This window comes from Phytobacter palmae (genome assembly GCF_039409775.1).
GTDB classification, from domain to species: domain Bacteria; phylum Pseudomonadota; class Gammaproteobacteria; order Enterobacterales; family Enterobacteriaceae; genus Phytobacter; species Phytobacter palmae.
The window spans coordinates 51394-76204 of the sequence record NZ_JBCIVJ010000012.1 but is presented as its reverse complement, the minus strand read 5'-3'; the positions used below and the strand labels follow the sequence as shown (position 1 = coordinate 76204).

The window sequence follows — 24811 nt, the reverse complement described above, 5'->3', positions numbered from 1 at the left end:
GGGAAGGCAAAGGCGAGAGGCAGGGAAAAAGGGCGGCCATAGACGGGACGCCCGAAAGAGTGGTGGCGCAATATGAGCCCGCTCAGGGGTTCTCTTTCAGCCAGTTGAGCACGATGTCGTGATGATTGCTGGTTTTGAAATCATCAAAAACATGCTCGACTTTGCCATCCGCGTCGACAAGGAAACTAATGCGGTGAATGCCGTCGTAGGTTTTGCCCATAAAGGACTTCTCACCCCAGACGCCAAACTGTTCGCAAATTTGGTGATCTTCATCGGACAGCAGCGTGAAGTTCAGCAACTCTTTTTCGGCGAAACGGGAAAGTTTTTCCGGTTTGTCAGTGCTGATACCCAGTACTTCAACGCCCGCTTTCTTCAAATCATCCATGTTATCGCGCAGGCCGCATGCCTGTACGGTACAGCCTGGCGTCATAGCTTTCGGGTAGAAATACACCAGAACACGCTGTCCCTGGAAGTCGGCCAAATTTACTTGTTCTCCGTCTTGATCCGGCAAGCTAAATTTCGGTGCGATATCACCGGCTTTCAGTGGATTCATTACTTAACTCCATCCTGTTCATCATGCTGTGAATAGTTGACCACGTTTATACTGCCTTGTGCATTCAATTCTGTACATAGGGCTTTGAATGCCTGGTCAATGTTTGATGCGTCCTGCGACGCAGGACTGTGAGCGGTTATCTGAATAAAAAGCTGCGCGGCCCTGGTGTCGTCACCCGGTTGTGTGCGGGAGACCAGCTCAGCGATGTTCATCTGAAAGGTGTCGAACAAGGCAGTAAAACGCTCAATCAGATGCGGCGAATCAGGCACTTCCACCTGAACCCAGACGGTGGCAGGCATGGCAGGACGGGGGCGAGCGGCGGTACGCTTCATCACGATCAATAAATCCAGCTCCGCGCCTTTAAGCGGCAATGTTGATTCAATCAGCGTAATGGCATTCCAGGAGCCAGAGAGCAGCATAATAAATGTGAACTCTTCCCCCAGCATGGCCAGACGACTGTCTTCAATATTGCAACCGCAACTGCTGACGTGGCGCGTGATGGTATTAACGATACCCGGCCTGTCGGCACCCAGCGCAGTAATAACCAGAAAATGTTGTGATGAGGCAGTCAAACCTGTGCTTCCTGTCAAACCTGAGATAATCATAAGGAAAGCATAAAAAAAACCGGCATACAACCGCCGGAACGCCTCACGTCACTTGCTTTTATTACAGCACCACACGTACCATTGAGATTCTTGTTTGCACAGAGGATGGCCCATGTTCACGGGAAGTATAGTCGCGCTTGTTACGCCAATGGATGATAACGGTAAAGTCTGTCGGCCAAGCCTGAAAAAACTGATTGATTACCATGTCGCCAGTGGAACATCGGCGATTGTTTCTGTAGGAACGACCGGGGAATCCGCCACGCTCAGCCATGAAGAGCATGGGGATGTGGTGATGATGACGCTGGAACTGGCAGACGGGCGTATTCCTGTCATCGCAGGTACTGGCGCAAACGCCACCGCGGAGGCCATCAGCCTGACTCAACGTTTCAATGACAGCGGCATTGTGGGCTGTCTGACAGTAACCCCTTATTACAACCGTCCGACACAGGAAGGCCTGTTCCAGCACTTCAAAGCCATCGCTGGACACACCGATCTGCCCCAGATTCTGTATAATGTGCCATCGCGCACCGGCTGCGATTTGCTGCCGGAAACCGTGGGTCGTCTGGCGGAAATCAAAAATATTATCGGTATTAAAGAAGCAACCGGGAACTTAAGTCGCGTTCATCAGATCAAAGAGCTGGTTTCAGATGACTTTCTGCTGCTCAGCGGCGACGATGCAACCGCGATGGACTTTATGCAACTCGGTGGTCACGGCGTTATTTCCGTTACCTCGAACGTGGCGGCACGTGACATGGCCGACATGTGCAAACTGGCAGCGGAAGGGCAGTTCGCCGAAGCGCGCGTGATCAACAAGCGCCTGATGCCGTTACATAACAAACTATTTGTCGAACCCAATCCTATCCCTGTGAAATGGGCATGTAAGGAGTTGGGGCTTGTGGCAACCGATACGCTGCGCCTGCCGATGACACCGATCACCGATCACGGTCGTGAAGTGGTTCGCTCCGCGCTTAAGCATGCCGGATTGCTGTAAAGTTTAGGGAGATTTGATGGCTTACTCAGTACAGAAGTCGCGCCTGGCGAAGGTGGCGGGAGTTTCATTTGTGATGTTACTCGCTGCCTGCAGTTCGGATTCACGCTACAAACGTCAGGTCAGTGGTGACGAGTCCTATCTGGATGCCGCGCCGCTTGCGGAACTTCATGCGCCTGCTGGCATGATCCTGCCGGTGCAGAATGGCGAATATAACATTCCTGCCACTAACGGCAGTGGTGCTGTGGGTAAAGAGCTGGATATTCGTCCGCCGGCACAGCCGCTGGCGCTGGTAACGGGTGCGCGCACTCAGTTTACTGGCGATACGGCAACCCTGTTGGTTGAAAATGGCCGCAACACAAACCTGTGGCCGCAGGTTGTCAGCATTATTCAGGCGAAAAACTACGCCATCGCGAAGCGTGACGACGCCAGCCAGACCTTAACGACTGACTGGGTTGACTGGAACCGCCTCGATGAAGATCAGCAGTATCGTGGCCGTTATCAAATCTCGGTGAAACCGCAGGGTTATCAGCAGGCGGTGACCGTTAAACTCGTAAACCTGGAGCAGGCGGGTAAGCCGGTTGCAGATAGCGCATCGTTACAGCGTTACAGTACGGAAATGCTGAACGTTATCTCCCAGAGCCTGGATAAAACATCCACTGACGCACAGGCAGCTGCCGAAAACCGCAGCGTGAAGTCGCTTGATGTTCAGTCTGGTGCGGATGATACCGGTCTGCCGATGCTGGTGGTGCGCGGTCCGTTCAACATCGTATGGCAGCGTCTGCCGACAGTGCTGGAAAAAGTGGGCATGAAGGTGACCGACAGCACGCGCTCTACCGGCAGCGTTGCGGTAACCTATAAACCGCTGTCCGATAGCGCATGGCGCGATCTGGGCGCGCGTGACCCGGGCCTGGCGTCTGGCGACTACAAACTGCAGGTAGGTGATCTGGATAACCGCAGTAGCCTCCAGTTTATCGACCCGAAAGGACATACGTTAACCCAGTCGCAAAACGATGCCCTGGTGGCAGCGTTTGAGGCCGCGTTTAACAAGTAAGAATAAGGGCCGGAAATTTCCGGCCTTTTTTTATTTGGCTGACGCAAACGTGTGCGTCGGTGTAAAATAGCTTTTTTTAGTTAAATCATCACACCTGGAGTGACAAAGATGCAAAAGCAAGCTGAGTTGTATCGTGGCAAAGCGAAGACCGTATACAGCACGGAAAACCCGGACCTGTTGGTGCTCGAATTCCGCAATGATACGTCAGCAGGGGACGGCGCGCGTATCGAGCAGTTCGAGCGTAAAGGCATGGTTAACAACAAATTCAACCATTTCATTATGAGCAAACTGGCAGAAGCGGGCATCCCGACTCAGATGGAAGCGTTGTTGTCCGATACCGAATGCCTGGTGAAAAAGCTGGACATGGTACCGGTAGAGTGTGTGGTGCGTAACCGTGCTGCGGGTTCGCTGGTAAAACGTTTAGGGATTGAAGAGGGGATCGAACTGAACCCGCCGTTATTCGATCTGTTCCTGAAAAACGATGCCATGCATGACCCGATGGTAAACGAGTCCTACTGCGAAACGTTTGGCTGGGTGAGCAAAGAGAACCTGGCGCGCATGAAAGAGCTTACTTACAAAGCGAACGATGTGTTGAAAAAACTGTTTGATGACGCAGGCCTGATCCTGGTCGACTTCAAACTGGAGTTCGGTCTGTTCAAAGGCGAAGTGGTTCTGGGCGATGAGTTCTCTCCGGACGGTAGCCGTCTGTGGGATAAAGAAACGCTGGCAAAAATGGACAAAGACCGTTTCCGTCAGAGTCTGGGCGGCGTGATTGAAGCATACGAAGCCGTTGCCCATCGTCTGGGTGTTAAACTCGACTAAGCGATAATACGTTGTAAGCCAGAGGGTGTCCGCATCCTCTGGTTCCCGCCTCTTTTTCTTATGGTAATCCTCCCCGCAACCGCCTACGATCATTATTAATACGTTAGATAATGAGGTGGTTATGCGCTGGCAAGGGCGTCGTGAAAGTAACAATATTGAAGATCGGCGCGATGAATCGGGTGGACCCGTTATTCGGGGGCCAGGATTTCGCCTGCCGGGCGGTAAGGGCGGCATTATTCTGTTGGTGATTGTGATTTTCGCCAGTTACTACGGCGTGGATTTAACGGGCCTAATCACCGGGGAACCGGTTAATACCAGTTCTCAGCAGCGCTCCATCAGCCCGCAAGAAGATGAAGCGGCGAAATTCACCAGTGTTATCTTTGCGACGACCGAAGACACCTGGGGACAGCTTTTTGAAAAAATGGGGCGCCATTATCAGCAACCCAAACTGGTTATGTACCGTAACCGGATTACAACAGGCTGCGGTACCGGGCAATCCGTCATGGGGCCGTTTTATTGCCCTGCCGACAGTAAAGTCTATATTGATCTCTCCTTTTATGACGACATGAAGCACAAACTTGGGGCGAACGGTGATTTCGCTCAGGGATATGTTATTGCTCATGAAGTCGGACATCACGTGCAAAAATTACTCGGTACTGAGGCTAAGGTACGCCAGCTCCAGCAAAACGCGTCGCAAACCGAGGCCAATGCGTTATCGGTACGTCTGGAATTGCAAGCCGATTGCTACGCCGGGGTCTGGGGACACAGCATGGAGCAGCAAGGCGTGTTAGATGCAGGCGATCTGGAAGAGGCGTTGAATGCGGCCACCGCAATGGGTGACGATCGCTTACAGAAACGCAGCCAGGGGCTGGTTATCCCCGATACGTTCACACATGGCACCTCTGAACAGCGTTATAACTGGTTCAAACGCGGAATGGACAGCGGCGAACCGGCTCAGTGCGATACGTTTAGCGGTAAGCTGTGATATTGCAAGCCAGGACATGTGAATGTCATTAGCAGCCTTATGCGCCCGCATGGCAGACGAGGGGATCCGACGTTTGCTGGTTATCGCGGATGAGGATGAGGTGTGTCTGCAGCAGGCTAATGATCTTCGGGTTTTATTACCCGGCGACTGGCTGTGGGTGGGTGAAGCAACCGACTGGCCTCTCCACTGCGCGCCGCGGGCGCTAACCACACTGCTTGGCCGCGAATTCACCCATGCCGTGCTGGATGCCCGTTACGGTTTTGATGTCGCCGCGCTGGCAGCGCTCAGTGGTACGCTGAAACCGGGCAGTTTTCTGGTCTTGCTTACACCGCCGCTGGATGCATGGGCGCAACGGCCTGATAACGACAGTTGTCGCTGGAGTGATACCGCCGAGCCGATTGCCACACCGCGCTTTGTTGAACACTTTTGTCGGGCACTGCGCCAGGACGAAAATGTCATTCTCTGGTCACACTCATATTCATTCTCTTTGCCTGCGTTTTCTGCGCGTCCTGCCTGGCACGCAGCGACAGGCGCACCCGAACGGGAACAGGCGGAGGTTCTGGCTGAACTTGCCGCTATGCCGCCAGGCGTTATGGTAGTGACGGCACCGCGCGGGCGAGGGAAATCAGCACTGGCGGGTATGCATCTTGCGCGTCTGGCGACGCAGGCCATCGTTACCGCGCCGGGGCGTGCTGCAACCGATGTACTGGCATCCTATGCCGGAGAGATTAATTTTATGGCTCCGGATGCCTTACTGGCACACATTATCCATGGTCAGCCTCTGGCCGACTGGTTAATTGTCGATGAGGCGGCGGCCATTCCTGGGCCGCTGCTGACAACGCTCGTTTCAGCTTTCCGTTATGTATTGTTAACCACCACGGTACAGGGTTACGAAGGTACCGGGCAGGGCTTCTTACTGAAATTCTGTGCTGGTTTTCCTCATCTCATTCATCGCGAGTTGCATACACCACTGCGCTGGGCAGAAGGCTGTCCACTGGAAGCGTTTATCAGCACGGTATTGTTGTTTGACGATGCGTCGGCGCTGGCGCAACCGGTGGGCGAGGCGACGACCCTTTCGCTCGAACAATCTGCGTGGTCTACGCAACCCTCGCTTCCGGCGGCGCTCTATCGCCTGCTTACCAGCGCCCATTACCGCACCTCTCCTCTGGATTTGCGTCGTATGATGGATGCGCCGGGGCAACATTTCTGGCTCACGAAAACCCCTGGTGCATTACTGGCAGCGCTCTGGCTGGTGGAAGAGGGGGGATTGTCCGCCGGACTCAGTCGGGCGGTCTGGGCGGGATTTCGTCGTCCTCGCGGTAATCTGGTGGCGCAGTCGCTGGCAGCCCACGGTGGCAGTCCGCTTGCGGCGACGTTGCGCGGCTTACGCGTGAGCCGTATTGCGGTCCATCCGTCACGTCAGCGGGAAGGGCTGGGGCAGGCATTAATTGCGCATGCCCGTCAGCATGTGACGGGTTGTGATTATCTCTCGGTGAGTTTCGGCTACACGGCCGCGCTGTGGGATTTCTGGCAGCGATGCGGCTTCCACCTTGTCAGACTTGGCAGCCATCGGGAGGCCAGCAGTGGCTGCTATACCGCCATGGCCCTGCTACCGCTGACGGCAGCAGGGCAGGCACTGGTAGACAATGAGCAGCGCAGACTGGCGCGGGATTTACCCTGGCTTGATGCCTGGAGAGGGGAAAAGTTACCGCTGGCCGTCAATCCACAGACTACCCTTAATGATGATGACTGGCTGGAGCTGGCCGGGTTTGCGTTTGCCCATCGCCCGCTTTCTTCGGCAACAGGGGCGTTGCAACGATTGCTGGTGCAGGTTGATTTGCCCCTCAACGCATTACGGATGCAGCTTACTGAGAAGCGCAGTGAGGCAGATATCTGTCGTGTACGGGGCCTTTCGGGGCGTAAAGCCTTACTTGTAACGCAGCGCCAGGAGGCCGCTTCGGCGCTGTCTTTACTCGACCCTGAGCAGACAATTTTGCTGAAAGAGCAGGTTCGCCAACTGCAATTTTTTTAACTAACTCATTCAGTTAAATGGCATGGTGATTATTCCTCCCCGGCGTAAACTGCAGGCAACGAATTAAGGAGACCGCCATGAAACATGACCATTTTGTTGTTCAACAACCGGAAAGCGCCGCGAAACAATTATTGCTGTTCTTTCATGGCGTTGGCGATAACCCGGCGAACATGGGGCAGATAGCCCGCTACTTCGCGCCGCTGTTTCCGGAAGCGATGATTGTCAGCGTCGGGGGGACAGAACCCTGTGGACCGACCGGACGTCAGTGGTTCTCTGTGCAGGGTGTTACCGAAGAGAATCGTCAGGCGCGTATTGATGCCATCATGCCGGTATTTATTGAAACGGTTCGCTACTGGCAACAGCAAAGCGGCGTCAGCGCACTGGCCACCGCCCTGATTGGTTTCTCGCAAGGCTCCATCATGGCACTGGAAGGGGTTAAAGCGCAGCCCGATTTGGCATCCCGCGTAATCGCTTTTAATGGTCGCTACGCCAGCCTGCCGCAAACGGCCTCGACGGCATCGACTATCCACCTGATTCACGGTGGTGAAGACCGTGTTATTGATTTGGCGCATGCGGTTGCCGCTCAGGAAGCGCTACTGCGTGCAGGCGGCGATGTGACGCTCGATATTGTTGAGGATTTAGGGCATGCGATAGACGATCGTAGTTTACAGTTCGCCCTCGACCATCTGCGTTATACCGTACCTAAGCACTATTTTGATGAAGCGCTGAGCGGCGGTAAACCGGACGATGATGACATTATTGAATTGATCTAATTAAAACATGCCCGGCGCGCACTGCGGCCGGGCAGATCAGGCGGGGTTACTTTTTCTGGTCTTTTTTTGGCCAGTCGTCCTCATCATCCCACTTATCGTTAAAATCACGATGCGGCGGTAGATCGGGTTTGTTGGCGAGAAATTTTTTGTGATCGACACGTTTGAGATCTTTGATCACATTCAGCAGTACGCCGAGTAAAAAAACCAGCACCAGAATCCACCAGTATTTCGCTAGCCAGTCCATGCGTCCCTCCCCGTCAGGCGATGAGTTGTTCCATAATGCGTTGATACATACGCGCGAGCAGCTGTAAATCGGCAGCGTTCACACATTCATTGATTTTATGAATAGTAGCGTTAACCGGCCCCAGTTCCACGACCTGTGCACCCATACGCGCAATAAAGCGACCATCTGATGTACCGCCAGTGGTTAACAGCTGCGGTTTAATCTCATTATAGTGCTCAACGGCGTTAACCACCGCATCCACCAGCTTGCCGCGACCGGTAAGGAAAGGCTGACCAGAAAGCCACCAGTCAATGGTGTAGCGTAACTGATGCTTCTCCAGCAGTGCGGCAACGCGTTCTTTGATCATCGCATCGGTAAGCTCGGTGCTAAAGCGGAAATTAAACTGCAGGTAAAGATCGCCCGGAATTACGTTGTTGCTGCCGGTGCCTGCCTGAATATTCGCGACCTGCATGCTGGTCGGCGGAAAATATTCATTCCCCTGATCCCATTCGATCGCCACCAGCTCATTGAGCATCGGCGCCGCGCGATGTACCGGGTTATCGGCCAGATGCGGATAGGCGACATGGCCCTGCACCCCGTGAATGGTTAAGTTACAGGTCAGCGACCCGCGACGGCCATTTTTGACCACATCGCCCACCACTTCGGTACTGGATGGTTCGCCCACCAGACAGTAGTCCAGGCGCTCGTTGCGCGCCATTAAGGCTTCAACCACTTTCACCGTGCCGTTTGCAGCGCTGGCCTCTTCATCAGACGTGATGAGAAACGCCAGACGGCCTTTGTGATTTGGGTGAGTCGCAACAAAACGTTCAGCGGCGACAACCATGGCCGCCAGTGAGCCTTTCATGTCGGCCGCGCCGCGACCAAACAGCATGCCATCGCGGATGGTCGGTTCAAACGGTGGATTGATCCAGCGGTCTGCATCACCGGAAGGCACAACGTCAGTGTGTCCGGCGAAGGCCAGCGTTTCACCTTGTCCACGCCATGCCCAGAAATTCAGTGTGTCGCCAAAATTCATCGGCTCAATGGTAAAACCGATGGCGCGAAGACGTTCGATCATTAACGCCTGACACCCTGCGTCATCGGGGCTCAGAGAAGGGCGACGAATAAGCTGTTGCGTCAGCTCAATAACCGGGCACGACATAAACTACACCTCGTTGATAAACGTCTCATAACTGGATTCATTGAAACCCAGCAGCATAGGCTTACCGGGCGCGCAGAGCAATGGGCGTTTGATAATTGCCGGCATTTCTAACATCAGCGCGGCTGCGGAATCCGCGTTTGTAATGGTTGCGCGCAGCGATTCATCCAGTTTGCGCCAGGTGGTCCCCCGGGTATTCAGCAACGCTTCCCACCCCAGTTCTGCAATAAATTGCTGCAATAGATCGGCATCAAGGCCGTCTGCGCGGTAGTCATGGAACCGATAATCGACCTGATGCGCTTCCAGCCAGCGACGGGCTTTTTTGATGGTGTCGCAATTTTTGATGCCAAACAGAGTGAGCATAGTGAATCCTTTTGTCTTATCTTTGGTTAATTGCCCAATAAATTAGAATAATGTTGGGCGAAGAAACATATAATATCATTTCATTCGCAGGGTAATCATACTTCCGGTTATTAAATTTAGCCGCCAGGGTTTGCCATCAGCAATATGTACTAGTTTGAAGAAATACTAAGGGTGATAATTAATATCGTAAAAATGATCTCATCCGAAAGCCTAACCAGGTGGTTAAATAAACAAAAAATTCACCTGATGGCAAAAAATCATCTAATTGGCTACTCCAGAGATACATTCTGACTACAGCGTAATGACGCTGTGGCCCAGCGTACATCAGGGGTGAGGCGAAATGTTTCTGAATGTTGCTATTGCTCACATTAAATAGCCGAATATTGGTGCATAGTTATTTCGTCGATGCAAATACTATGAGAGGCCAATCAAAGTAATTGGCTGAAATATCTTCACAGCGATGTCGGGTTCTCGTAGAATACGCATAATAATAAGAGAGGTAGTTATGATTGAACGTGAACTGGGGAACTGGAAAGACTTTATCGAAGGCATGCTTCGTAAATAATTTCCAGAGGAATCATAAAAGCAGTGATTGCTTAAAACGATAAAAGTGTGAAATTAATCACGCAGTAAAAGGCGACCTCATCAGGTCGCCTTTTTATTTGATCATTATTCCTGACGTTCTTTCAGCGGGAAGCGCCGTCTGACCAGCACAAAGAACAGAGGAACAAAGAAGATAGCCAGCACGGTTGCTGAAATCATCCCGCCCATTACCCCGGTGCCCACTGCATGCTGGCTACCGGAGCCTGCGCCTGTACTGGTTGCCATTGGCAAAACGCCAAAGACGAAGGCCAGAGAGGTCATCAGGATAGGGCGCAGACGCTGACGGCAGGCATGCAGTGTGGCAGAAAGCAGATCCTGACCTTTCTGGTTCATTTCGTTGGCGAACTCGACAATCAGGATGGCGTTCTTCGCCGACAGTCCGATAACCGTCAACAGACCCACCTGAAAGTAGACGTCATTTTCCAGCCCACGCATCCAGGTGGCGAGCAGAGCACCAATGACCCCGAGCGGCACGACCAGCATCACCGAGAAGGGCACTGACCAGCTTTCATACAGCGCGGCCAGACAGAGGAATACCACCAGCAGAGAGATAGCATAAAGCGCCGGTGCCTGTGAGCCTGATAAACGCTCCTGGTAGGACATTGCCGTCCACTCCAGACCGAAGCCTCCGGGAATCTGGCTAACCAGTTTTTCCATGGTATCCATGGCCGTACCGGTACTGATGCCTGGTGCCGCTTCACCCACAATCTCTACTGCCGCATAGCCGTTGTAGCGTTCCAGACGCGGAGAGCCGGTTTCCCAGTGTGACGAAGCAAAGGCAGAGAAGGGCACCATACCGCCGCTGCTGTTGCGTACATACCAGAGGTTAATGTCACCCGGCAGCATGCGGTATTTTGCTGCTGACTGGACGTAGACTTTCTTCACGCGGCCGCGGTCCATAAAGTCATTCACATAACTCGAACCCCAGGCGGTTTGCAGCGTGTCATTGATATCATCAATTGAAACCCCCAACGCCTGCGCTTTACGTTGATCAATATCTACCTGTAATTGCGGGCTGTCATCGAGGCCGTTGTGACGCACGCGAGTCAGCATCTTATTGCTGTCGGTCATTTGAATCAGTTTGTCGCGCGCCGCCATCAGCGCGTCGTGCCCGGCCCCGGCGTGATCCTGCAATTCCATATCGAAACCAGCAGAGCTGCCCAGCCCACTGATTGCCGGAGGGCTACTGGCAATGACACGGGCCTCCTTGATATCGCGAAACGCTTTGGTGGCACGTTCAATGATGGCAAAGGAGCTTCCTGTTTTTGGATCGCGTTCATCCCAGTCTTTCAGGCGTACAAACATACGTGCGACGTTCTGGCCGTTACCACCAGGGCCTGAACCGACGGTGGCGAACACGGAGGCGACATTGTCCTTCTCGTGTCTGAAGAAGTAATCTTCAACCTTTTGCACCACCTTGAGTGTCTGCTGCTGCGTTGCGCCGCTTGGCAATTGGATGGATGCCAGAAACATCCCACGATCTTCAAGCGGTAAAAAAGACGTTGGCAGGCGCAGGAATAAAAACACCATTGCGCCCAGCAAAAAAACGTAGAGCAGGATCCAGCGCAGGCTACGATGCAGAATTTTCGCTACGCCATTTTCGTAACGATCGGCATTGCGGTTAAACATGCGGTTAAAGGCGCCGAAGAAACCTTTTTCCCCATGGTGCTCGCCTTTATGCAAAGGTTTTAGCAGCGTGGCACACAGGGCGGGCGTGAGGATCATCGCCACCAGTACCGATAGCACCATGGCTGAAACGATAGTAATGGAGAACTGACGATAAATCGCCCCGGTGGTACCACCGAAGAACGCCATGGGGACAAATACCGCCGAAAGAACCATTGCGATGCCCACCAGAGCACCCTGGATTTGCCCCATCGATTTTCGTGTCGCTTCCCTGGGCGAAAGGCCTTCCTCGCTCATGATACGTTCAACGTTTTCCACCACCACAATTGCATCATCCACTAACAGGCCGATGGCGAGGACCATCGCAAACATGGTGAGGGTATTGATGCTATAGCCAAAGCCGTAGAGAACGGCGAATGTCCCCATCAACACCACCGGGACGGCAATGGTAGGAATGAGCGTCGCGCGGAAATTCTGCAAAAACAGATACATCACGAGGAAGACCAGCGCGATAGCTTCAAGCAGCGTTTTCACTACGTCGATGATAGATTCTTTAACGAAAGAGGTTGTCTCGTAGGCGACACGGTATTCCAGGCCATGCGGAAAATATTGCGACAGTTCATCCAGCCGTTTCAGCACTAATTCCGAGGTCGCCATCTCATTCGCACCGGAGGCCAGCTTAATCCCAAGTCCGGAGGCGGCGAGACCGTTAAAGCGGCTCAGGAAGTCATACTTCTCCGCGCCCAGTTCAACCTCTGCGACATCGCCAAGGCGGACTTCTGAACCATCCTGATTGACCCGCAACGTGATATTACGAAACTGCTGCGGTGTCTGGAGTAGCGATTGTGAGTTAATCGAGGCGTTCAGCGCCTGACGGTCTACCGATGGTGATCCGCCAAGCTGACCAACAGCGACCTGGGCGTTCTGGGATTTAATCGCGCTGGTCACATCGTCGGTGGTCATCTGGTAGCTGTTAAGCTTCGCTGGATCGAGCCAGATACGCATAGCATACTGCGAACCGTAGGCGTCGATATCGCCAACACCATTCACACGGCTTATGGGATCCTGAATATTACTGGCGACATAGTCAGCGATATCTTGTTTATCCATCGAGCCGTCGGTGGAGACAAACGCCAGCGTCAGGATGTTGGTATCTCCGGTTTTTCGTACCGTCACCCCCTGGTTCTGCACTGCCTGAGGTAGCTTACGCAGGGCAGATTGCAGCTGGTTTTGTACCTGCTGCACGGCCTCATCGGGGTCTGTGCCGGCGGTGAAACTGAGTGTAATCGTGGCCTGCCCGGCGCTACTACTCTGTGATGACATATACATCAGATTATCGAGGCCGGTCATGTTCTGTTCGATAACCTGCGTTACGGTGTTTTCCAGCGTCTGGGCTGAAGCGCCTGGGTAGTTTGCGGTAATACGGACATTAGGCGGGGCCAGGTTAGGGTATTGCTCTACCGGCAGAGAAATAATGGCAAGGGTTCCGGTCAAACAGATCAGGATCGCCAGTACCCACGCAAAAATGGGGCGATCAATAAAAAAATTCGCCATCAGAAACAAGACCTCGTTGTTTTGCTGCGCATTGTTATTTTGACATTGCTGGAATCAATGAGTGTGTGCTCAATGTAGCGGGAAGAGATAAAGCAAACGTGGAGAAAAAAAGGAGAAAATGTAAATTATCATTCTTTTTCAAGGCACAATTATGCAGAGTACCTTTCATCCCCGTTTTGCCTCTTCCATTTCTGGAATTCTTTTCTTTTCCTTACGTTTGCTGACTTTTAAGACTGCGTGGTGCCGGGAACCGAAGCTCGACTAATGTCCCACCGCCGGGCGGGCGCGTAAAGGTCAATGTGCCACCAAGGCGGCTCGCTCGCTCGCGCATTATGTTCAGTCCGTAGTGTCCCTGAGGCTCATCAGTACTGTCGATTCCCTTGCCGTTGTCGCGTATATAAACCGAATACTGACCGTCCGGGTCAGTAACGCAACTAACGGTAATGGTAGTGGCATCTGCATGCTTAATCGCGTTGATAACCGCCTCGCGCACTATCTGCAGGATGTTGACCTGCTGTTGGGCATCCAGCATAAGCGTTGGCAGGCGGCAATCAAGTTCGAGCTTCGCAGTGGTCTGGCTCTGCAGGAGTTCCATTGCTTCATTCAGTACGGCGGGCAGATCGCTTTTGGATACCGTCAGGCGGAAGGCCGCCAATAATTCCCGCAGTTGACGCCAGGCATCGTTCAGGGCACGTGAAAAATCGGCGATGATGGTCTGGGCGGGCGCGTTTTCCGTGGGCACCGCTCGTTTGAGCAATGCCAGTTGAATACGCAGGTAAGAAAGCACCTGTGCAAGGGAATCATGAAGTTCCATGGCGATGGTGGCACGTTCTTCCATCAACATCAGTTGCTGCTGCTGTTTTTGCGCCTGATTAAAATAGAACCCGCGCCCCATAATAGTAGCTACGCTTTGCAGTAATGGCATAGAGGCCTGAACATTGACGCTTTGCCAGCGTAATTCGCCAAAAATGTTGTCCTGCATGCCGACCGGTAACGCGTTAAGCGGAAGGTCTTCCTGCGCCTCGCCGTGATGAATAGACCAGTGATCGCCCATCGTTAATTCCAGATAGCTTGCCGCTTCGTGCTCGTAGACTATTTGCAGAATGTGACGAAAACACATCACGTCGATCTGGCTGGTATTTAGCGCCTGCGAACATTGATACAAGACTTCGAGGCGTTGATGGGCTTCCTGCAGGTCATGCGTCTTTTCTGCGACCTGTGCTTCTAGTGTGCGGTAGAGTTTGTGCAATTCACCAGACATTCGGTCAAAAGTGGATGCAAGGAGCCCCAGTTCGTTATCCAGATGGGTATTAAGTAATGGATAAGTAAAATGCCCTTGCTGAATCTCCTGGCTTGCCACCATCAGTTGCGTAAGCGGTTTTACTACCTGCTGGCGAATACGGCGTAGCGTAAAAAAGACCAGCAAGAAGATCCCCATTGCACCCATGAGCGAAATACCCAGCACCAGCAACATTTTTCGTTCCGAATAGTGTTGCAACGCCAGAACAAACTGGTCGATGTTATCGACATATTGCTGAATATTATGCTGATACCATGCGGTGTCTCCTGCGCTTAATCGCTCATCCATCTCCTGCCAGCTTTCCTGCAATTGCGCATAGCGTTGCCCAACAATATCAGGCACATACCAGTGGTTTAACTTGCGTAATACCGGTGAGTTCAGTGATTGCCGATAGATTTGGCGATGGGCATTTAATTCTGCGGCGCCACGTTCCAGGTCATATCCCAGGCGATAGCTTTGCATACGCAGAGAACCGGCAATATTGACGGCTTCTGCGTCGCGAAGGCTGCTGGCAAGCGTCAATAACGCCGCTCCCGTTGAGAGTAGCGAAAGCAGGACGATATAAAAAAAGGCTCTGGCAAGGCTGGATGAAACAGGTCGTTTTACAGTCACAACAGCAGTTCCCGCTATCCAAGTGTGTCGGACGAAGTGGCATCGCCGGGCGGCTCATCAAATGAGAAAAATTTTTATTTATGCCACGATAAATTGATCTGCAACATGCCCGTGACAATTAAGTAACGCTTCTGGGCAAATGTACATTGCCTGCGCCGAATAGCCCAGGTAAATACATTGGTCATATTAAAAATAAGGTTTATTAAACCAGAAAAGAAGGTTGCCATGAATCGTTTTATTATGGCTAACAGCCAGCAATGTATAGGGTGTCGAGCCTGTGAAGTGGCGTGTGTAATGGCGCATAATCAGGAACAGCACGTTTTAAGTCACGAACATTTTCATCCCCGAATTACGGTCGTAAAGAATAAACGCCAGCGCAGCGCGGTAACATGTCATCATTGTGAAGCCGCCCCCTGTGCCCGCAGTTGTCCGAACGGCGCAATTAGTCGTGTAAATGATTCGGTGCAAGTTAACCAGGATAAATGCATCGGTTGTAAATCCTGTGCGGTGGCGTGCCCCTTCGGCACCATGCAAATCCTCGTCACCCCGGTCGGGAATGGCATGGTAAAGGCCACAGCACACAAATGTGACCTCTGTGTTGATCGCGCCGAAGGGCCCGCCTGCGCACAAAATTGCCCGGCACAGGCCATTCAGGTGATAAGTCGTCATGATCTGGCGGACCTCGCGAAAACGCGCCGTTTACGCGCGGCCAGCCAGGAAGCACAGCCGTGGCACAGTATGGCGGCCCTGGTCCCGGCATTTAACGATCGCAAGGTCAAACAGATGCTCAAAACGCCGCCGCGTGGTGAACCCGATAAGCTGGCGCTGGCGGCTCGCAAAACCGGTTTTGCTGAAATCTATCTGCCATTCCGTACCGATCAGGCGCAGCGGGAAGCGGAGCGCTGTCTGAAATGCGGTGAGCACAGCGTTTGTGAATGGACCTGCCCGCTGCACAATCATATTCCCCAGTGGATTGAACATGTAAAAGCCGGAGATATCACGGCGGCTGTTGAGTTATCCCATCAGACCAACTGCCTGCCCGAAGTCACCGGGCGCGTCTGCCCGCAGGATCGTCTGTGCGAGGGGGCCTGTACCGTTCGTGACGATTACGGTTCGGTCACTATCGGCAATATTGAACGCTATATTTCCGACCAGGCGCTGGCAAAAGGCTGGCGGCCTGATCTTAAGCATGTGGCTGCGGTAGATAAACGCATTGCGATCATTGGCGCGGGGCCTGCCGGGCTTGCCTGTGCGGATGTGCTGGCGCGTAACGGCGTGAACGCCACTGTGTTTGATCGCCACCCGGAAATCGGTGGTCTGCTGACTTTCGGTATCCCGGCTTTCAAACTCGATAAATCACTGCTTGCACGCCGTCGGGAAATTTTCAGTGCGATGGGCATTCGCTTTGAACTCAACTGTGAAATTGGTCGGGATATTACCCTGGCGACCTTACTTGATGAGTATGACGCCGTATTTGTCGGCGTCGGTACGTACCGGTCGATGAAAGCGAATTTACCGAATGAAGATGCGCCTGGTGTCTATGACGCGCTGCCGTTCCTCATCGCCAACACTAAGCACCTGATGGGACTACCAGATTCGCCTGAGGAGCCATTTATCAATACCGCCGGGTTGAATGTGGTGGTGCTGGGTGGCGGCGATACGGCGATGGATTGCGTACGTACATCGCTGCGTCATGGAGCCAGCAAAGTGACCTGCGCCTACCGTCGCGATGAAGCCAATATGCCGGGTTCGAAAAAAGAGGTAAAAAACGCCAGGGAAGAGGGGGCTGAGTTCGAGTTTAACGTCCAGCCGGTCAACCTTGAGCTGGATGAATCGGGCAAGGTCACGGGGGTTCGTCTGCTGCGAACGCAGTTGGGTGAAGCGGATGCTAAGGGACGTCGCCGTCCGGTGCCGATCGAAGGCAGTGAATTTGTAATGCCAGCAGATGCCGTCATTATGGCGTTTGGTTTCAATCCGCACTCCATGCCGTGGCTGGAAACGCACGGCGTACAGGTCGATGACTGGGGGCGTATCGCGGCTAATGTCAACAGCGCCTACCGTTACCAGACCACCAATCCGAAAATCTTCGCCGGTGGCGATGCGGTTCGCGGTGCTGATTTAGTGGTGACGGCAATGGCAGAAGGCCGCCATGCTGCACAGGGGATGATGGACTGGCTGGGTGTTAAAGCGCCGCAAGGTCACTGATTACCCGTCGCGACAAAACAGACTTCGCAGCGTAATATGAGAGTGACCGTATTACGCTGTGGAGTCGGTATGTCGTTCAACATTAAAGTCATTAAAGATAAAGTCCTTTCAGATAACTATTTTATTCTTCGCAATATTACCTACGATTTGACCCGCAAAAATGGTGACGTGATCCGCCATAAACGCGAAGTTTATGACAGGGGAAATGGCGCCACGATCCTGCTGTATAACCCGGATAAAAAGAGCGTGGTCCTCATTCGCCAGTTCCGTGTCGCAACCTGGGTTAACGGTAACGAAGATGGCCGTTTGATTGAAACCTGCGCCGGCCTGCTGGACGACGATGAACCGGAAGTCTGTATTCGCAAAGAGGCCGTTGAAGAGACGGGATATGCGGTGAGTGAGGTTCGCAAAGTATTTGAACTCTATATGTCTCCTGGTGGCGTCACCGAAATCGTACATTTCTTTATCGCTCGCTATGATGACAGCATCCGGGCCAATAGCGGCGGCGGCGTGGAAGATGAAGACATTGAGGTACTTGAACTCCCCTTTGCACTGGCTCTTGAAATGATGAAAAGCGGCGAGATACGAGATGGCAAGGCGGTGATTTTACTGCAATATTTGCACTCTTCTGGCCTAATGGATTGATTTTATTAGGGTTAAAAAATAAATTTTAGATAAATCTATCCGACAAATCCGATTGAGCGACAGACGCGGGAACATGAAGATACGCAGGTTGTGTGTTGCGATTCTCTTCCGGGGCTGTTTTGTTCATGCGTTACCGCGTTTTGCTTGCTTTCATTCTGGGTGTGTGCCCGATAACGTTTCTGTGGGCTGCACCCGCACAGCAGGCTTTTTCCGACTGGCAAGTAACCTGTAATAATCAAAATTTCTGCGTTGCCAGAAACACAGTCGAGCATCATGGTCTTGTGATGACTCTGGGGCGCAGCGCCGGGGCGCAAACCAGCGCCGCTCTGCGCATTGATCTGGGCGGCAAAGAACTTCCCTCCTTAAAAGAAGCGCCAATTGCGCCGCGTCTGCGCCTGGATGGTAAGCCGCTTGCGCTTGCCGCCCAACGCTGGCAAATCACTCCGTGGCATTTAAAGACCGATAACGCAGAGACGATTACGGACTTTTTGCAAACCATCCAGGAAGCCCAGGCGATCACTCTGCAAGACGGGAAGGGGACAATTTCCCTGGTTGGGTTAAAAGCGGCATTGCTGTTTATCGACGCCCAGCAAAAACGCGTCGGTAGCGAAACGGCGTGGATTAAAAAAGGGGACGATCCCCCGCTGAGCGTACCACCGGCCCCGGCCCTTAAAGAAGTTGCACTGACTGCCTCCAGCCCCTCACCCTTGACGCAGCAAGAACTCAATGACTTACTCGATTATGGCAACTGGCGAATGAATAATAGCCAGTGCTCGCTTGATCCTATGCGCCGGGAAGTTCGGGTCACTGCGTTAACGGATGATAAAGCCTTGTTGATTATTGATTGTGAAGCAGGCGCCTATAACACGGTGGATTTAGCCTGGATGGTATCGCGGGAAAAACCGTTCTCTTCACGTCCGCTACGTCTGCACCTGCCGTTTACCCCTTCGCGCGGGACAAATGAACTGGAATTGATGAACGCCAGATTTGATGAGAAAACCCGCGAATTGACTACGCTTGCCAAAGGACGCGGGTTAGTTGATTGCGGTGTAATGACGCGCTGGCGTTTTGATGGCCAGCGCTTTCGCCTGACGCGTTACGCCGAAGAGCCGGAATGTGATAACTGGCATGGGCCAGATGCCTGGCCCACCCTGTGGATCACGCGTTAAGTACGCGTTTGGCTTTTTCGACCACATTCTCAACGGTGAAACCGAAGTACGGGAAGAGCTTATCGGCAGGTGCGGATTCACCGTAGCCTGTCATGCCGACAATTGCGCCTTTCAGCCCGACATATTTGTACCAGTAGTCGGCAATACCGGCTTCGACGGCGACGCGTGCGCTTACCTCAGAAGGCAGAACCGACTCGCGGTATTGCTCATCCTGAGCATCAAAAATATCGGTTGAAGGCAGTGATACCACGCGGACTTTATGCCCCTCCTGAGTCAGTTTTTCCGCTGCTTTTACCGTGATTTCAACCTCAGAACCGGTGGCAATCAGAATGATATCCGGCGTACCCTCGGCGTCTTTCAGGATATAACCGCCTCTGGCAATAGCCTTCACTTGTTCTGGCGTCCTGTCCATTTGCGTCAGGTTTTGTCGGGAAAGAATTAATGCCGTCGGGCCAGTATGACGTTCTACCGCCAGTTTCCAGCCAACCGCGGCTTCCACCTGGTCACAAGGTCGCCAGGTGCTGAAATTCGGTGTCAGGCGCAGGCTGGCCAGTTGTTCCACCGCCTGGTGAGTGGGACCATCTTCCCCCAGACCAATAGAGTCATGGGTATAGACCATGATTTGTCGGGCTTTCATCAGCGCCGCCATACGTGCCGCGTTGCGCGCATACTCCACAAACATCAGGAAGGTGGCGGTGTAGGGCACAAAGCCGCCATGATGGGCAATACCGTTGGCGATCGCGGTCATGCCGAATTCACGCACGCCATAGTGGATGTAATTCCCGGCGGGATCTTCTTTTAATGACTGCGAGCCCGACCAGATGGTCAGATTACTGGGGGCAAGGTCGGCGGAACCACCGAGCAGTTCCGGCAGCACCGGACCAATCGTATTCAGGGCATTTTGTGACGCTTTACGGGTGGCGATTTTTGCCGGTTCCGCCTGTAGCTTCTCAATATATGCCTGCGTGGTTTGTTCCCAGTTTTCTGGCAAGCCGCCGCTCAGGCGACGTGTAAATTCCGCAGCCAAATCCGGATAGGCCTTTTCATAGGCCGCAAATTTCTCTTTCCACGCCTGCTGCGCTTTTTCGCCGCTTTCACGCGCGTCCCAGGCTTTATAGATCTCTTTTGGGATCTCAAATGCCGGGTATTTCCAGCCCAGTTTCTGACGGGTTAACGCCACTTCCTCTTCACCAAGAGCAGCCCCATGGGATTCCTCTTTCCCCGCTTTATTAGGGGAACCGAAACCGATGACCGTGCGGCAGATAATCAGTGACGGTTTATCCTTAACGCTTTGTGCTTCCAGAATGGCCTTTTTCACGGCCTCAGGATCGTGACCGTCGATTTCATGTACCACATGCCAGTGATAGGCCTCGAAACGTTTAGCCGTATCATCGGTAAACCAGCCTTCGGTTTCGCCATCGATTGAGATACCGTTGTGATCGTAAAAACCGATCAGTTTGCCCAGCCCCAGCGTGCCCGCCAGTGAGCTGACTTCATGGGAAATCCCCTCCATAAGACAACCATCGCCCATAAAGACGTAGGTGTAGTGGTCGACAATCTCATGATCAGGACGGTTGAACTGTGCGGCGAGAGTACGTTCGGCAATCGCCAGCCCGACAGCATTCGCCAGCCCCTGTCCCAGCGGACCGGTGGTGGTTTCGACACCTGGCGTATAGCCAATCTCCGGGTGACCCGGGGTTTTCGAATGCAACTGACGGAAGTTTTTTAACTCATCCAGCGACAGGTCATAACCGCTTAAGTGCAACAGGCTGTAGAGCAGCATGGAGGCGTGGCCGTTAGACAGAATAAAGCGGTCGCGATCGTACCAGGTCGGGTCTGTCGGATTATGTTTTAAGAAATCGTTCCAGAGTACTTCGGCAATATCCGCCATTCCCATCGGTGCGCCAGGGTGGCCGGAATTCGCTTTTTGTACTGCATCCATACTCAGGGCGCGAATTGCATTGGCGAGCTCTTTACGAGACATAACTCTCTCCTTGCTAAGGGTTAAAATTTGGCGGCGATCAGATCTTCGAGTTTGCGCTGGTCAACGGCGAACTGGCGGATGCCGTCCGACAGTTTCTCCACCGCCATTGCGTCCTGATTATGTTCCCAGCGGAACTGCGCTTCGGTCAGGGGTTCCGGGCGCGGGAAAGTTTGCGACGGCGGAACCAGTTTACGTTCAACAGTACCTTCCTCAGCATGCAGGGCTTTGAGCACATCAGGCGAGATGGTCAGCCTGTCGCAGCCTGCCAGCGCCAGCACCTGTTCCGTACGACGGAAGCTTGCGCCCATTACGATGGTCTCGTAGCGATGTTGTTTGAAATAATCGTAGATATTTCGCACGGACTTCACGCCGGGGTCCTCATCCACCACGTAAGGGTCCATGGGTTTACGTTGCTGATACCAGTCGTAAATACGTCCCACAAAGGGGGAGATTAAAAACACCCCGGCTTCGGCACAGGCACGGGCCTGGGCGAAGGAGAACAGCAGCGTCAGGTTGCACTTGATCCCCTCTTTTTCGAGGGTTTCCGCCGCGCGGATGCCTTCCCAGGTCGAAGCCAGTTTGATAAGAATACGTGATTTATCAATACCTAACTCTTCATAGAGCTGAACCAGCTTGCGGGCTTTGGCGATACTTTTTTCTTTATCGTAGGAGAGACGGGCGTCGACTTCGGTTGAGACGCGTCCGGGAATGCTTTTCAGAATTTCTTGACCAAAATTAACCGCCAGCTTGTCACAGGCTTCTGCTACCTGCTGTTCCTGGGTTTTTCCATGGCTTTTGCCATAGACAATAGCGTCTTCAATCAAGTGCTTAAAGTGGTCCAGCGCGGCTGCTTTCAGCAGTAGCGAGGGGTTCGTGGTGGCATCTTCGGGTTGATAATGTCGAATTGACTCAATATCGCCGCTGTCGGCTACCACGGTAGTGAATTGTTTGATGCCGTCTAAATAATTCATGAAAAATACTCCTTAAAAAGCAAGGTGTTATATGAATGACTTCGAGACTGTTGTTGTCGGAATCGTGTTGTGCATAACCAAAAAGCATAGCAGACCAGGAGTGTCTTGCTTTCAACGGGTTGTAACATTGGTGTTATGAATTGATAGTAATTTTTGTTATGGCATGGTCAGAGTTTGGTTGTGTTCAAAGTTTGCAGGTGCGGCTGAGGGCATACTAGGCGGCGCATCAGGACGGTTATCACGCTTCAATTATCTGAAAGATACGCGTAAAGGAACAGCAAATGGACGACCAACTCAAACAAAGTGCCCTCGATTTCCACGAGTTCCCCCATCCGGGGAAAATTCAGGTGTCGCCAACGAAGCCCCTGGCCACACAGCGCGATCTGGCGCTGGCCTACTCGCCGGGTGTTGCGGCGCCGTGTCTTGAAATCGAGAAAGATCCGCTGGCAGCCTACAAATATACGGCGCGTGGCAACCTGGTTGCCGTTGTCTCAAACGGCACCGCCGTACTTGGGCTGGGGAACATTGGCGCCCTCGCCGGGAAACCGGTGATGGAAGGAAAGGGCGTTCTGTTTAAGAAATTCGCTGGCATTGATGTCTTTGATATCGAAGTCGACGAGCAGGATCCGGACAAGCTGATCGATGTGGTGGCGGCGCTGGAGCCGACCTTCGGTGGCATCAACCTGGAAGATATCAAAGCGCCAGAGTGCTTCTATATTGAAGCGAAACTGCGCGAACGCATGAACATTCCCGTTTTTCACGATGACCAGCACGGGACGGCGATCATCAGTACCGCAGCTATTCTAAACGGCCTGCGTGTGGTGGAGAAAAACCTCTCTGACGTACGCATGGTGGTTTCCGGGGCAGGGGCGGCGGCAATCGCCTGTATGAACCTGCTGGTGGCGCTGGGCATGCAGAAGCACAATATTGTGGTATGTGACTCCAAAGGGGTTATCTACAAAGGCCGTGAAGCCAACATGGCGGAAACCAAAGCGGCGTATGCCGTTGAAGATGACGGTAAACGCACGCTGGCAGATGTGGTTGATGGCGCGGATATTTTCCTCGGCTGCTCCGGGCCGAAAGTGCTGACGTCGGAGATGGTTAAAAAAATGGCGCGTCAGCCGTTGATTCTGGCGCTGGCGAACCCGGAACCGGAAATTCTGCCACCGCTGGCGAAAGAGGTTCGCCCGGATGCGATCATCTGTACCGGTCGTTCCGATTACCCTAACCAGGTCAACAACGTACTCTGCTTCCCGTTTATTTTCCGTGGTGCGCTGGATGTGGGTGCAACGGCGATTAACGAAGAGATGAAGCTGGCGGCAGTGCATGCGATTGCCGAGCTGGCGCATGCCGAGCAGAGTGAGGTGGTGGCCTCCGCCTATGGCGATCAGGATCTGAGTTTTGGCCCGGATTATCTGATCCCGAAACCGTTTGATCCGCGTTTGATTGTTAAGATCGCCCCCGCCGTGGCAAAAGCGGCAATGGATTCCGGCGTCGCAACCCGCCCGATCGCCGATTTTGACGCCTATGTCGATAAACTCACCGAGTTTGTTTACAAAACAAACCTGTTTATGAAGCCTATCTTTTCGCAGGCGCGTAAAGAGCCAAAACGCGTTGTGCTGACAGAAGGGGAAGAGCCGCGTGTGCTGCACGCGACGCAGGAACTGATTACTCTTGGACTGGCGAAACCGATTCTGGTGGGGCGTCCGGGGGTTATCGAAATGCGTATCCAGAAACTGGGGCTGCAAATTCGACCCAACGTTGACTTTGAAATCGTCAACAATGAATCGGACCCTCGCTTCAAAGAGTACTGGACCGAGTATTTCAGCATCATGAAACGGCGCGGTATTACTCAGGAACAGGCGCAGCGTGCGGTGATCAGCGATACCACGGTGATTGGCGCGATCATGGTTCATCGCGGTGAGGCGGACGCGATGATCTGCGGCACTATTGGTGATTATCACGAACACTTTAGCGTCGTGCAGGAGATCTTCGGCTACCGCGAAGGCGTACATGCGGCCGGGGCGATGAACGCGCTATTGCTGCCCAGCGGGAATACCTTTATCGCTGATACCTATGTGAACGAGGACCCGAGCGCTGAACAACTGGCGGAAATTACCTTGCTGGCGGCAGAAACCGTGCGCCGCTTTGGTATTGAGCCTAAAGTGGCGCTGTTGTCCCATTCGCAGTTCGGTTCGTCGAAATCGCTTGCCGCGCTGAAAATGCGCGAAACCCTCGACCTGGTACGTGAACGTGCGCCAGAACTGATGATTGACGGTGAGATGCATGGGGACGCCGCACTGGTGGAGAGTATCCGTCATGAACGTATGCCGGACAGTCCGCTGAAAGGTTCAGCAAATATCCTCATTATGCCAAACGTCGAGGCGGCGCGTATTAGTTACAACTTACTACGGGTATCCAGCTCCGAAGGTGTGACGGTGGGGCCGGTGCTGATGGGGGTATCGAAACCAGTCCATGTACTGACGCCTATCGCCTCCGTAAGGCGAATCGTCAATATGGTGGCGCTGGCGGTGGTAGAAGCACAAACGCAGCCGCTGTAAACAGGCGCCAGGGACCCCGGATGC

Annotated in this window: 20 protein-coding genes; 11 read left to right on the top strand and 9 right to left on the bottom strand. The window is 53.2% G+C overall.

The window, feature by feature from the left end:
- Positions 1-82 precede the first annotated feature (82 nt).
- Both bcp and AAIG39_RS15535 read right to left on the bottom strand, forming a co-directional pair.
- Positions 83-553, bottom strand: a complete 471-nt coding sequence (gene bcp, locus AAIG39_RS15540; RefSeq protein ID WP_090086232.1) for a thioredoxin-dependent thiol peroxidase — start codon at positions 551-553, stop codon at positions 83-85.
- Positions 553-1125 (bottom strand): glycine cleavage system transcriptional repressor, encoded by a 573-nt coding sequence (locus tag AAIG39_RS15535; RefSeq protein WP_249569580.1) that lies wholly within the window; start codon positions 1123-1125, stop codon positions 553-555. The genes bcp and AAIG39_RS15535 overlap by 1 nt, the downstream gene beginning before the upstream one ends.
- Positions 1126-1270: 145 nt before the next feature.
- On the opposite strand from AAIG39_RS15535, the gene dapA reads away from it, so the two are divergent.
- From dapA to ypfH, 6 genes are all read left to right on the top strand, one after another.
- Complete coding sequence (gene dapA / locus AAIG39_RS15530; protein WP_071193403.1) at positions 1271-2149, top strand: 4-hydroxy-tetrahydrodipicolinate synthase; 879 nt, start codon at positions 1271-1273, stop codon at positions 2147-2149.
- A 16-nt stretch (positions 2150-2165) separates the two neighbouring features.
- Positions 2166-3200, top strand: coding sequence for an outer membrane protein assembly factor BamC (bamC, locus tag AAIG39_RS15525; RefSeq protein ID WP_090086234.1), 1035 nt, complete (start codon positions 2166-2168; stop codon positions 3198-3200).
- 108 nt (positions 3201-3308) lie between these two features.
- Positions 3309-4022, top strand: a complete 714-nt coding sequence (gene purC / locus AAIG39_RS15520; RefSeq protein WP_047369331.1) for a phosphoribosylaminoimidazolesuccinocarboxamide synthase — start codon at positions 3309-3311, stop codon at positions 4020-4022.
- A 121-nt stretch (positions 4023-4143) separates the two neighbouring features.
- Positions 4144-5007: a KPN_02809 family neutral zinc metallopeptidase gene (ypfJ, locus tag AAIG39_RS15515; protein WP_343194221.1), complete on the top strand. Its 864-nt coding sequence runs from the start codon at positions 4144-4146 to the stop codon at positions 5005-5007.
- Between the two features lie 22 nt (positions 5008-5029).
- Entirely contained in the window at positions 5030-7039 is a 2010-nt protein-coding gene (locus AAIG39_RS15510; RefSeq protein ID WP_343194220.1) for a tRNA(Met) cytidine acetyltransferase TmcA, read from the top strand.
- 77 nt (positions 7040-7116) lie between these two features.
- Entirely contained in the window at positions 7117-7812 is a 696-nt protein-coding gene (gene ypfH / locus AAIG39_RS15505; RefSeq protein WP_090086240.1) for an esterase, read from the top strand.
- 46 nt (positions 7813-7858) lie between these two features.
- Here the strand turns inward: ypfH and AAIG39_RS15500 are convergent, their stop codons facing one another.
- The 3 genes from AAIG39_RS15500 to AAIG39_RS15490 are packed head-to-tail and all read right to left on the bottom strand — an operon-like array spanning position 7859 to position 9557.
- Positions 7859-8056, bottom strand: a complete 198-nt coding sequence (locus AAIG39_RS15500; RefSeq protein ID WP_047369335.1) for a YpfN family protein — start codon at positions 8054-8056, stop codon at positions 7859-7861.
- 13 nt (positions 8057-8069) lie between these two features.
- Entirely contained in the window at positions 8070-9197 is a 1128-nt protein-coding gene (gene dapE / locus AAIG39_RS15495; protein ID WP_090086242.1) for a succinyl-diaminopimelate desuccinylase, read from the bottom strand.
- A gap of 3 nt (positions 9198-9200) precedes the next feature.
- Positions 9201-9557, bottom strand: a complete 357-nt coding sequence (locus tag AAIG39_RS15490; protein WP_090086244.1) for an ArsC family reductase — start codon at positions 9555-9557, stop codon at positions 9201-9203.
- A 505-nt stretch (positions 9558-10062) separates the two neighbouring features.
- Between AAIG39_RS15490 and ypfM the strand changes: the two genes are divergently transcribed.
- Positions 10063-10122, top strand: coding sequence for a protein YpfM (gene ypfM, locus AAIG39_RS15485; RefSeq protein ID WP_015572204.1), 60 nt, complete (start codon positions 10063-10065; stop codon positions 10120-10122).
- 104 nt (positions 10123-10226) lie between these two features.
- On the opposite strand, the gene acrD is transcribed toward ypfM, so the two are convergent.
- On the bottom strand, positions 10227-13340 hold the full coding sequence (gene acrD, locus AAIG39_RS15480) for a multidrug efflux RND transporter permease AcrD (RefSeq protein WP_090086246.1): 3114 nt from the start codon (positions 13338-13340) through the stop codon (positions 10227-10229).
- A gap of 211 nt (positions 13341-13551) precedes the next feature.
- Positions 13552-15252: a nitrate/nitrite two-component system sensor histidine kinase NarQ gene (gene narQ, locus AAIG39_RS15475; RefSeq protein WP_343194219.1), complete on the bottom strand. Its 1701-nt coding sequence runs from the start codon at positions 15250-15252 to the stop codon at positions 13552-13554.
- Positions 15253-15477: 225 nt separating this feature from the next.
- Here narQ and aegA point away from each other — a divergent pair, with 225 nt between their 5' ends.
- From aegA to AAIG39_RS15460, 3 genes are all read left to right on the top strand, one after another.
- Positions 15478-17457 carry a formate-dependent uric acid utilization protein AegA gene (aegA, locus tag AAIG39_RS15470; protein ID WP_343194218.1) on the top strand — a complete coding sequence of 660 codons (1980 nt, stop codon included), beginning with the start codon at positions 15478-15480 and terminating at the stop codon, positions 17455-17457.
- Positions 17458-17526: 69 nt separating this feature from the next.
- Complete coding sequence (nudK, locus tag AAIG39_RS15465) at positions 17527-18102, top strand: GDP-mannose pyrophosphatase NudK (protein ID WP_343194217.1); 576 nt, start codon at positions 17527-17529, stop codon at positions 18100-18102.
- Positions 18103-18227: 125 nt separating this feature from the next.
- A complete protein-coding gene (locus tag AAIG39_RS15460) occupies positions 18228-19271 on the top strand; it encodes a DUF1176 domain-containing protein (RefSeq protein WP_343194216.1) in 1044 nt (347 codons plus the stop codon).
- Here AAIG39_RS15460 and tkt read toward each other — a convergent pair.
- Together tkt and tal are read right to left on the bottom strand one after the other, a co-directional pair.
- The gene (gene tkt / locus AAIG39_RS15455; protein WP_249569571.1) at positions 19261-21255 is read right to left on the bottom strand and encodes a transketolase; all 1995 of its coding nucleotides are present in this window, start codon (positions 21253-21255) and stop codon (positions 19261-19263) included. The two genes, AAIG39_RS15460 and tkt, sit on opposite strands and share 11 nt — an antisense overlap.
- A 20-nt stretch (positions 21256-21275) precedes the next feature.
- Positions 21276-22226 (bottom strand): transaldolase, encoded by a 951-nt coding sequence (tal, locus tag AAIG39_RS15450; RefSeq protein WP_343194215.1) that lies wholly within the window; start codon positions 22224-22226, stop codon positions 21276-21278.
- 281 nt (positions 22227-22507) lie between these two features.
- Between tal and maeB the strand changes: the two genes are divergently transcribed.
- Complete coding sequence (maeB, locus tag AAIG39_RS15445) at positions 22508-24787, top strand: NADP-dependent oxaloacetate-decarboxylating malate dehydrogenase (protein WP_343194214.1); 2280 nt, start codon at positions 22508-22510, stop codon at positions 24785-24787.
- Positions 24788-24811: the final 24 nt, after the last annotated feature.

Bases quoted from the DNA above. Each gene is read 5' to 3' on its own strand.
- bcp (WP_090086232.1), bottom strand. From the start codon at position 553: ATGAATCCACTGAAAGCCGGTGATATCGCACCGAAATTTAGCTTGCCG.
- dapA (WP_071193403.1), top strand. From the start codon at position 1,271: ATGTTCACGGGAAGTATAGTCGCGCTTGTTACGCCAATGGATGATAAC.
- bamC (WP_090086234.1), top strand. From the start codon at position 2,166: ATGGCTTACTCAGTACAGAAGTCGCGCCTGGCGAAGGTGGCGGGAGTT.
- purC (WP_047369331.1), top strand. From the start codon at position 3,309: ATGCAAAAGCAAGCTGAGTTGTATCGTGGCAAAGCGAAGACCGTATAC.
- ypfJ (WP_343194221.1), top strand. From the start codon at position 4,144: ATGCGCTGGCAAGGGCGTCGTGAAAGTAACAATATTGAAGATCGGCGC.
- AAIG39_RS15510 (WP_343194220.1), top strand. From the start codon at position 5,030: ATGTCATTAGCAGCCTTATGCGCCCGCATGGCAGACGAGGGGATCCGA.
- ypfH (WP_090086240.1), top strand. From the start codon at position 7,117: ATGAAACATGACCATTTTGTTGTTCAACAACCGGAAAGCGCCGCGAAA.
- AAIG39_RS15500 (WP_047369335.1), bottom strand. From the start codon at position 8,056: ATGGACTGGCTAGCGAAATACTGGTGGATTCTGGTGCTGGTTTTTTTA.
- dapE (WP_090086242.1), bottom strand. From the start codon at position 9,197: ATGTCGTGCCCGGTTATTGAGCTGACGCAACAGCTTATTCGTCGCCCT.
- AAIG39_RS15490 (WP_090086244.1), bottom strand. From the start codon at position 9,557: ATGCTCACTCTGTTTGGCATCAAAAATTGCGACACCATCAAAAAAGCC.
- acrD (WP_090086246.1), bottom strand. From the start codon at position 13,340: ATGGCGAATTTTTTTATTGATCGCCCCATTTTTGCGTGGGTACTGGCG.
- aegA (WP_343194218.1), top strand. From the start codon at position 15,478: ATGAATCGTTTTATTATGGCTAACAGCCAGCAATGTATAGGGTGTCGA.
- nudK (WP_343194217.1), top strand. From the start codon at position 17,527: ATGTCGTTCAACATTAAAGTCATTAAAGATAAAGTCCTTTCAGATAAC.
- AAIG39_RS15460 (WP_343194216.1), top strand. From the start codon at position 18,228: ATGCGTTACCGCGTTTTGCTTGCTTTCATTCTGGGTGTGTGCCCGATA.
- tkt (WP_249569571.1), bottom strand. From the start codon at position 21,255: ATGTCTCGTAAAGAGCTCGCCAATGCAATTCGCGCCCTGAGTATGGAT.
- tal (WP_343194215.1), bottom strand. From the start codon at position 22,226: ATGAATTATTTAGACGGCATCAAACAATTCACTACCGTGGTAGCCGAC.
- maeB (WP_343194214.1), top strand. From the start codon at position 22,508: ATGGACGACCAACTCAAACAAAGTGCCCTCGATTTCCACGAGTTCCCC.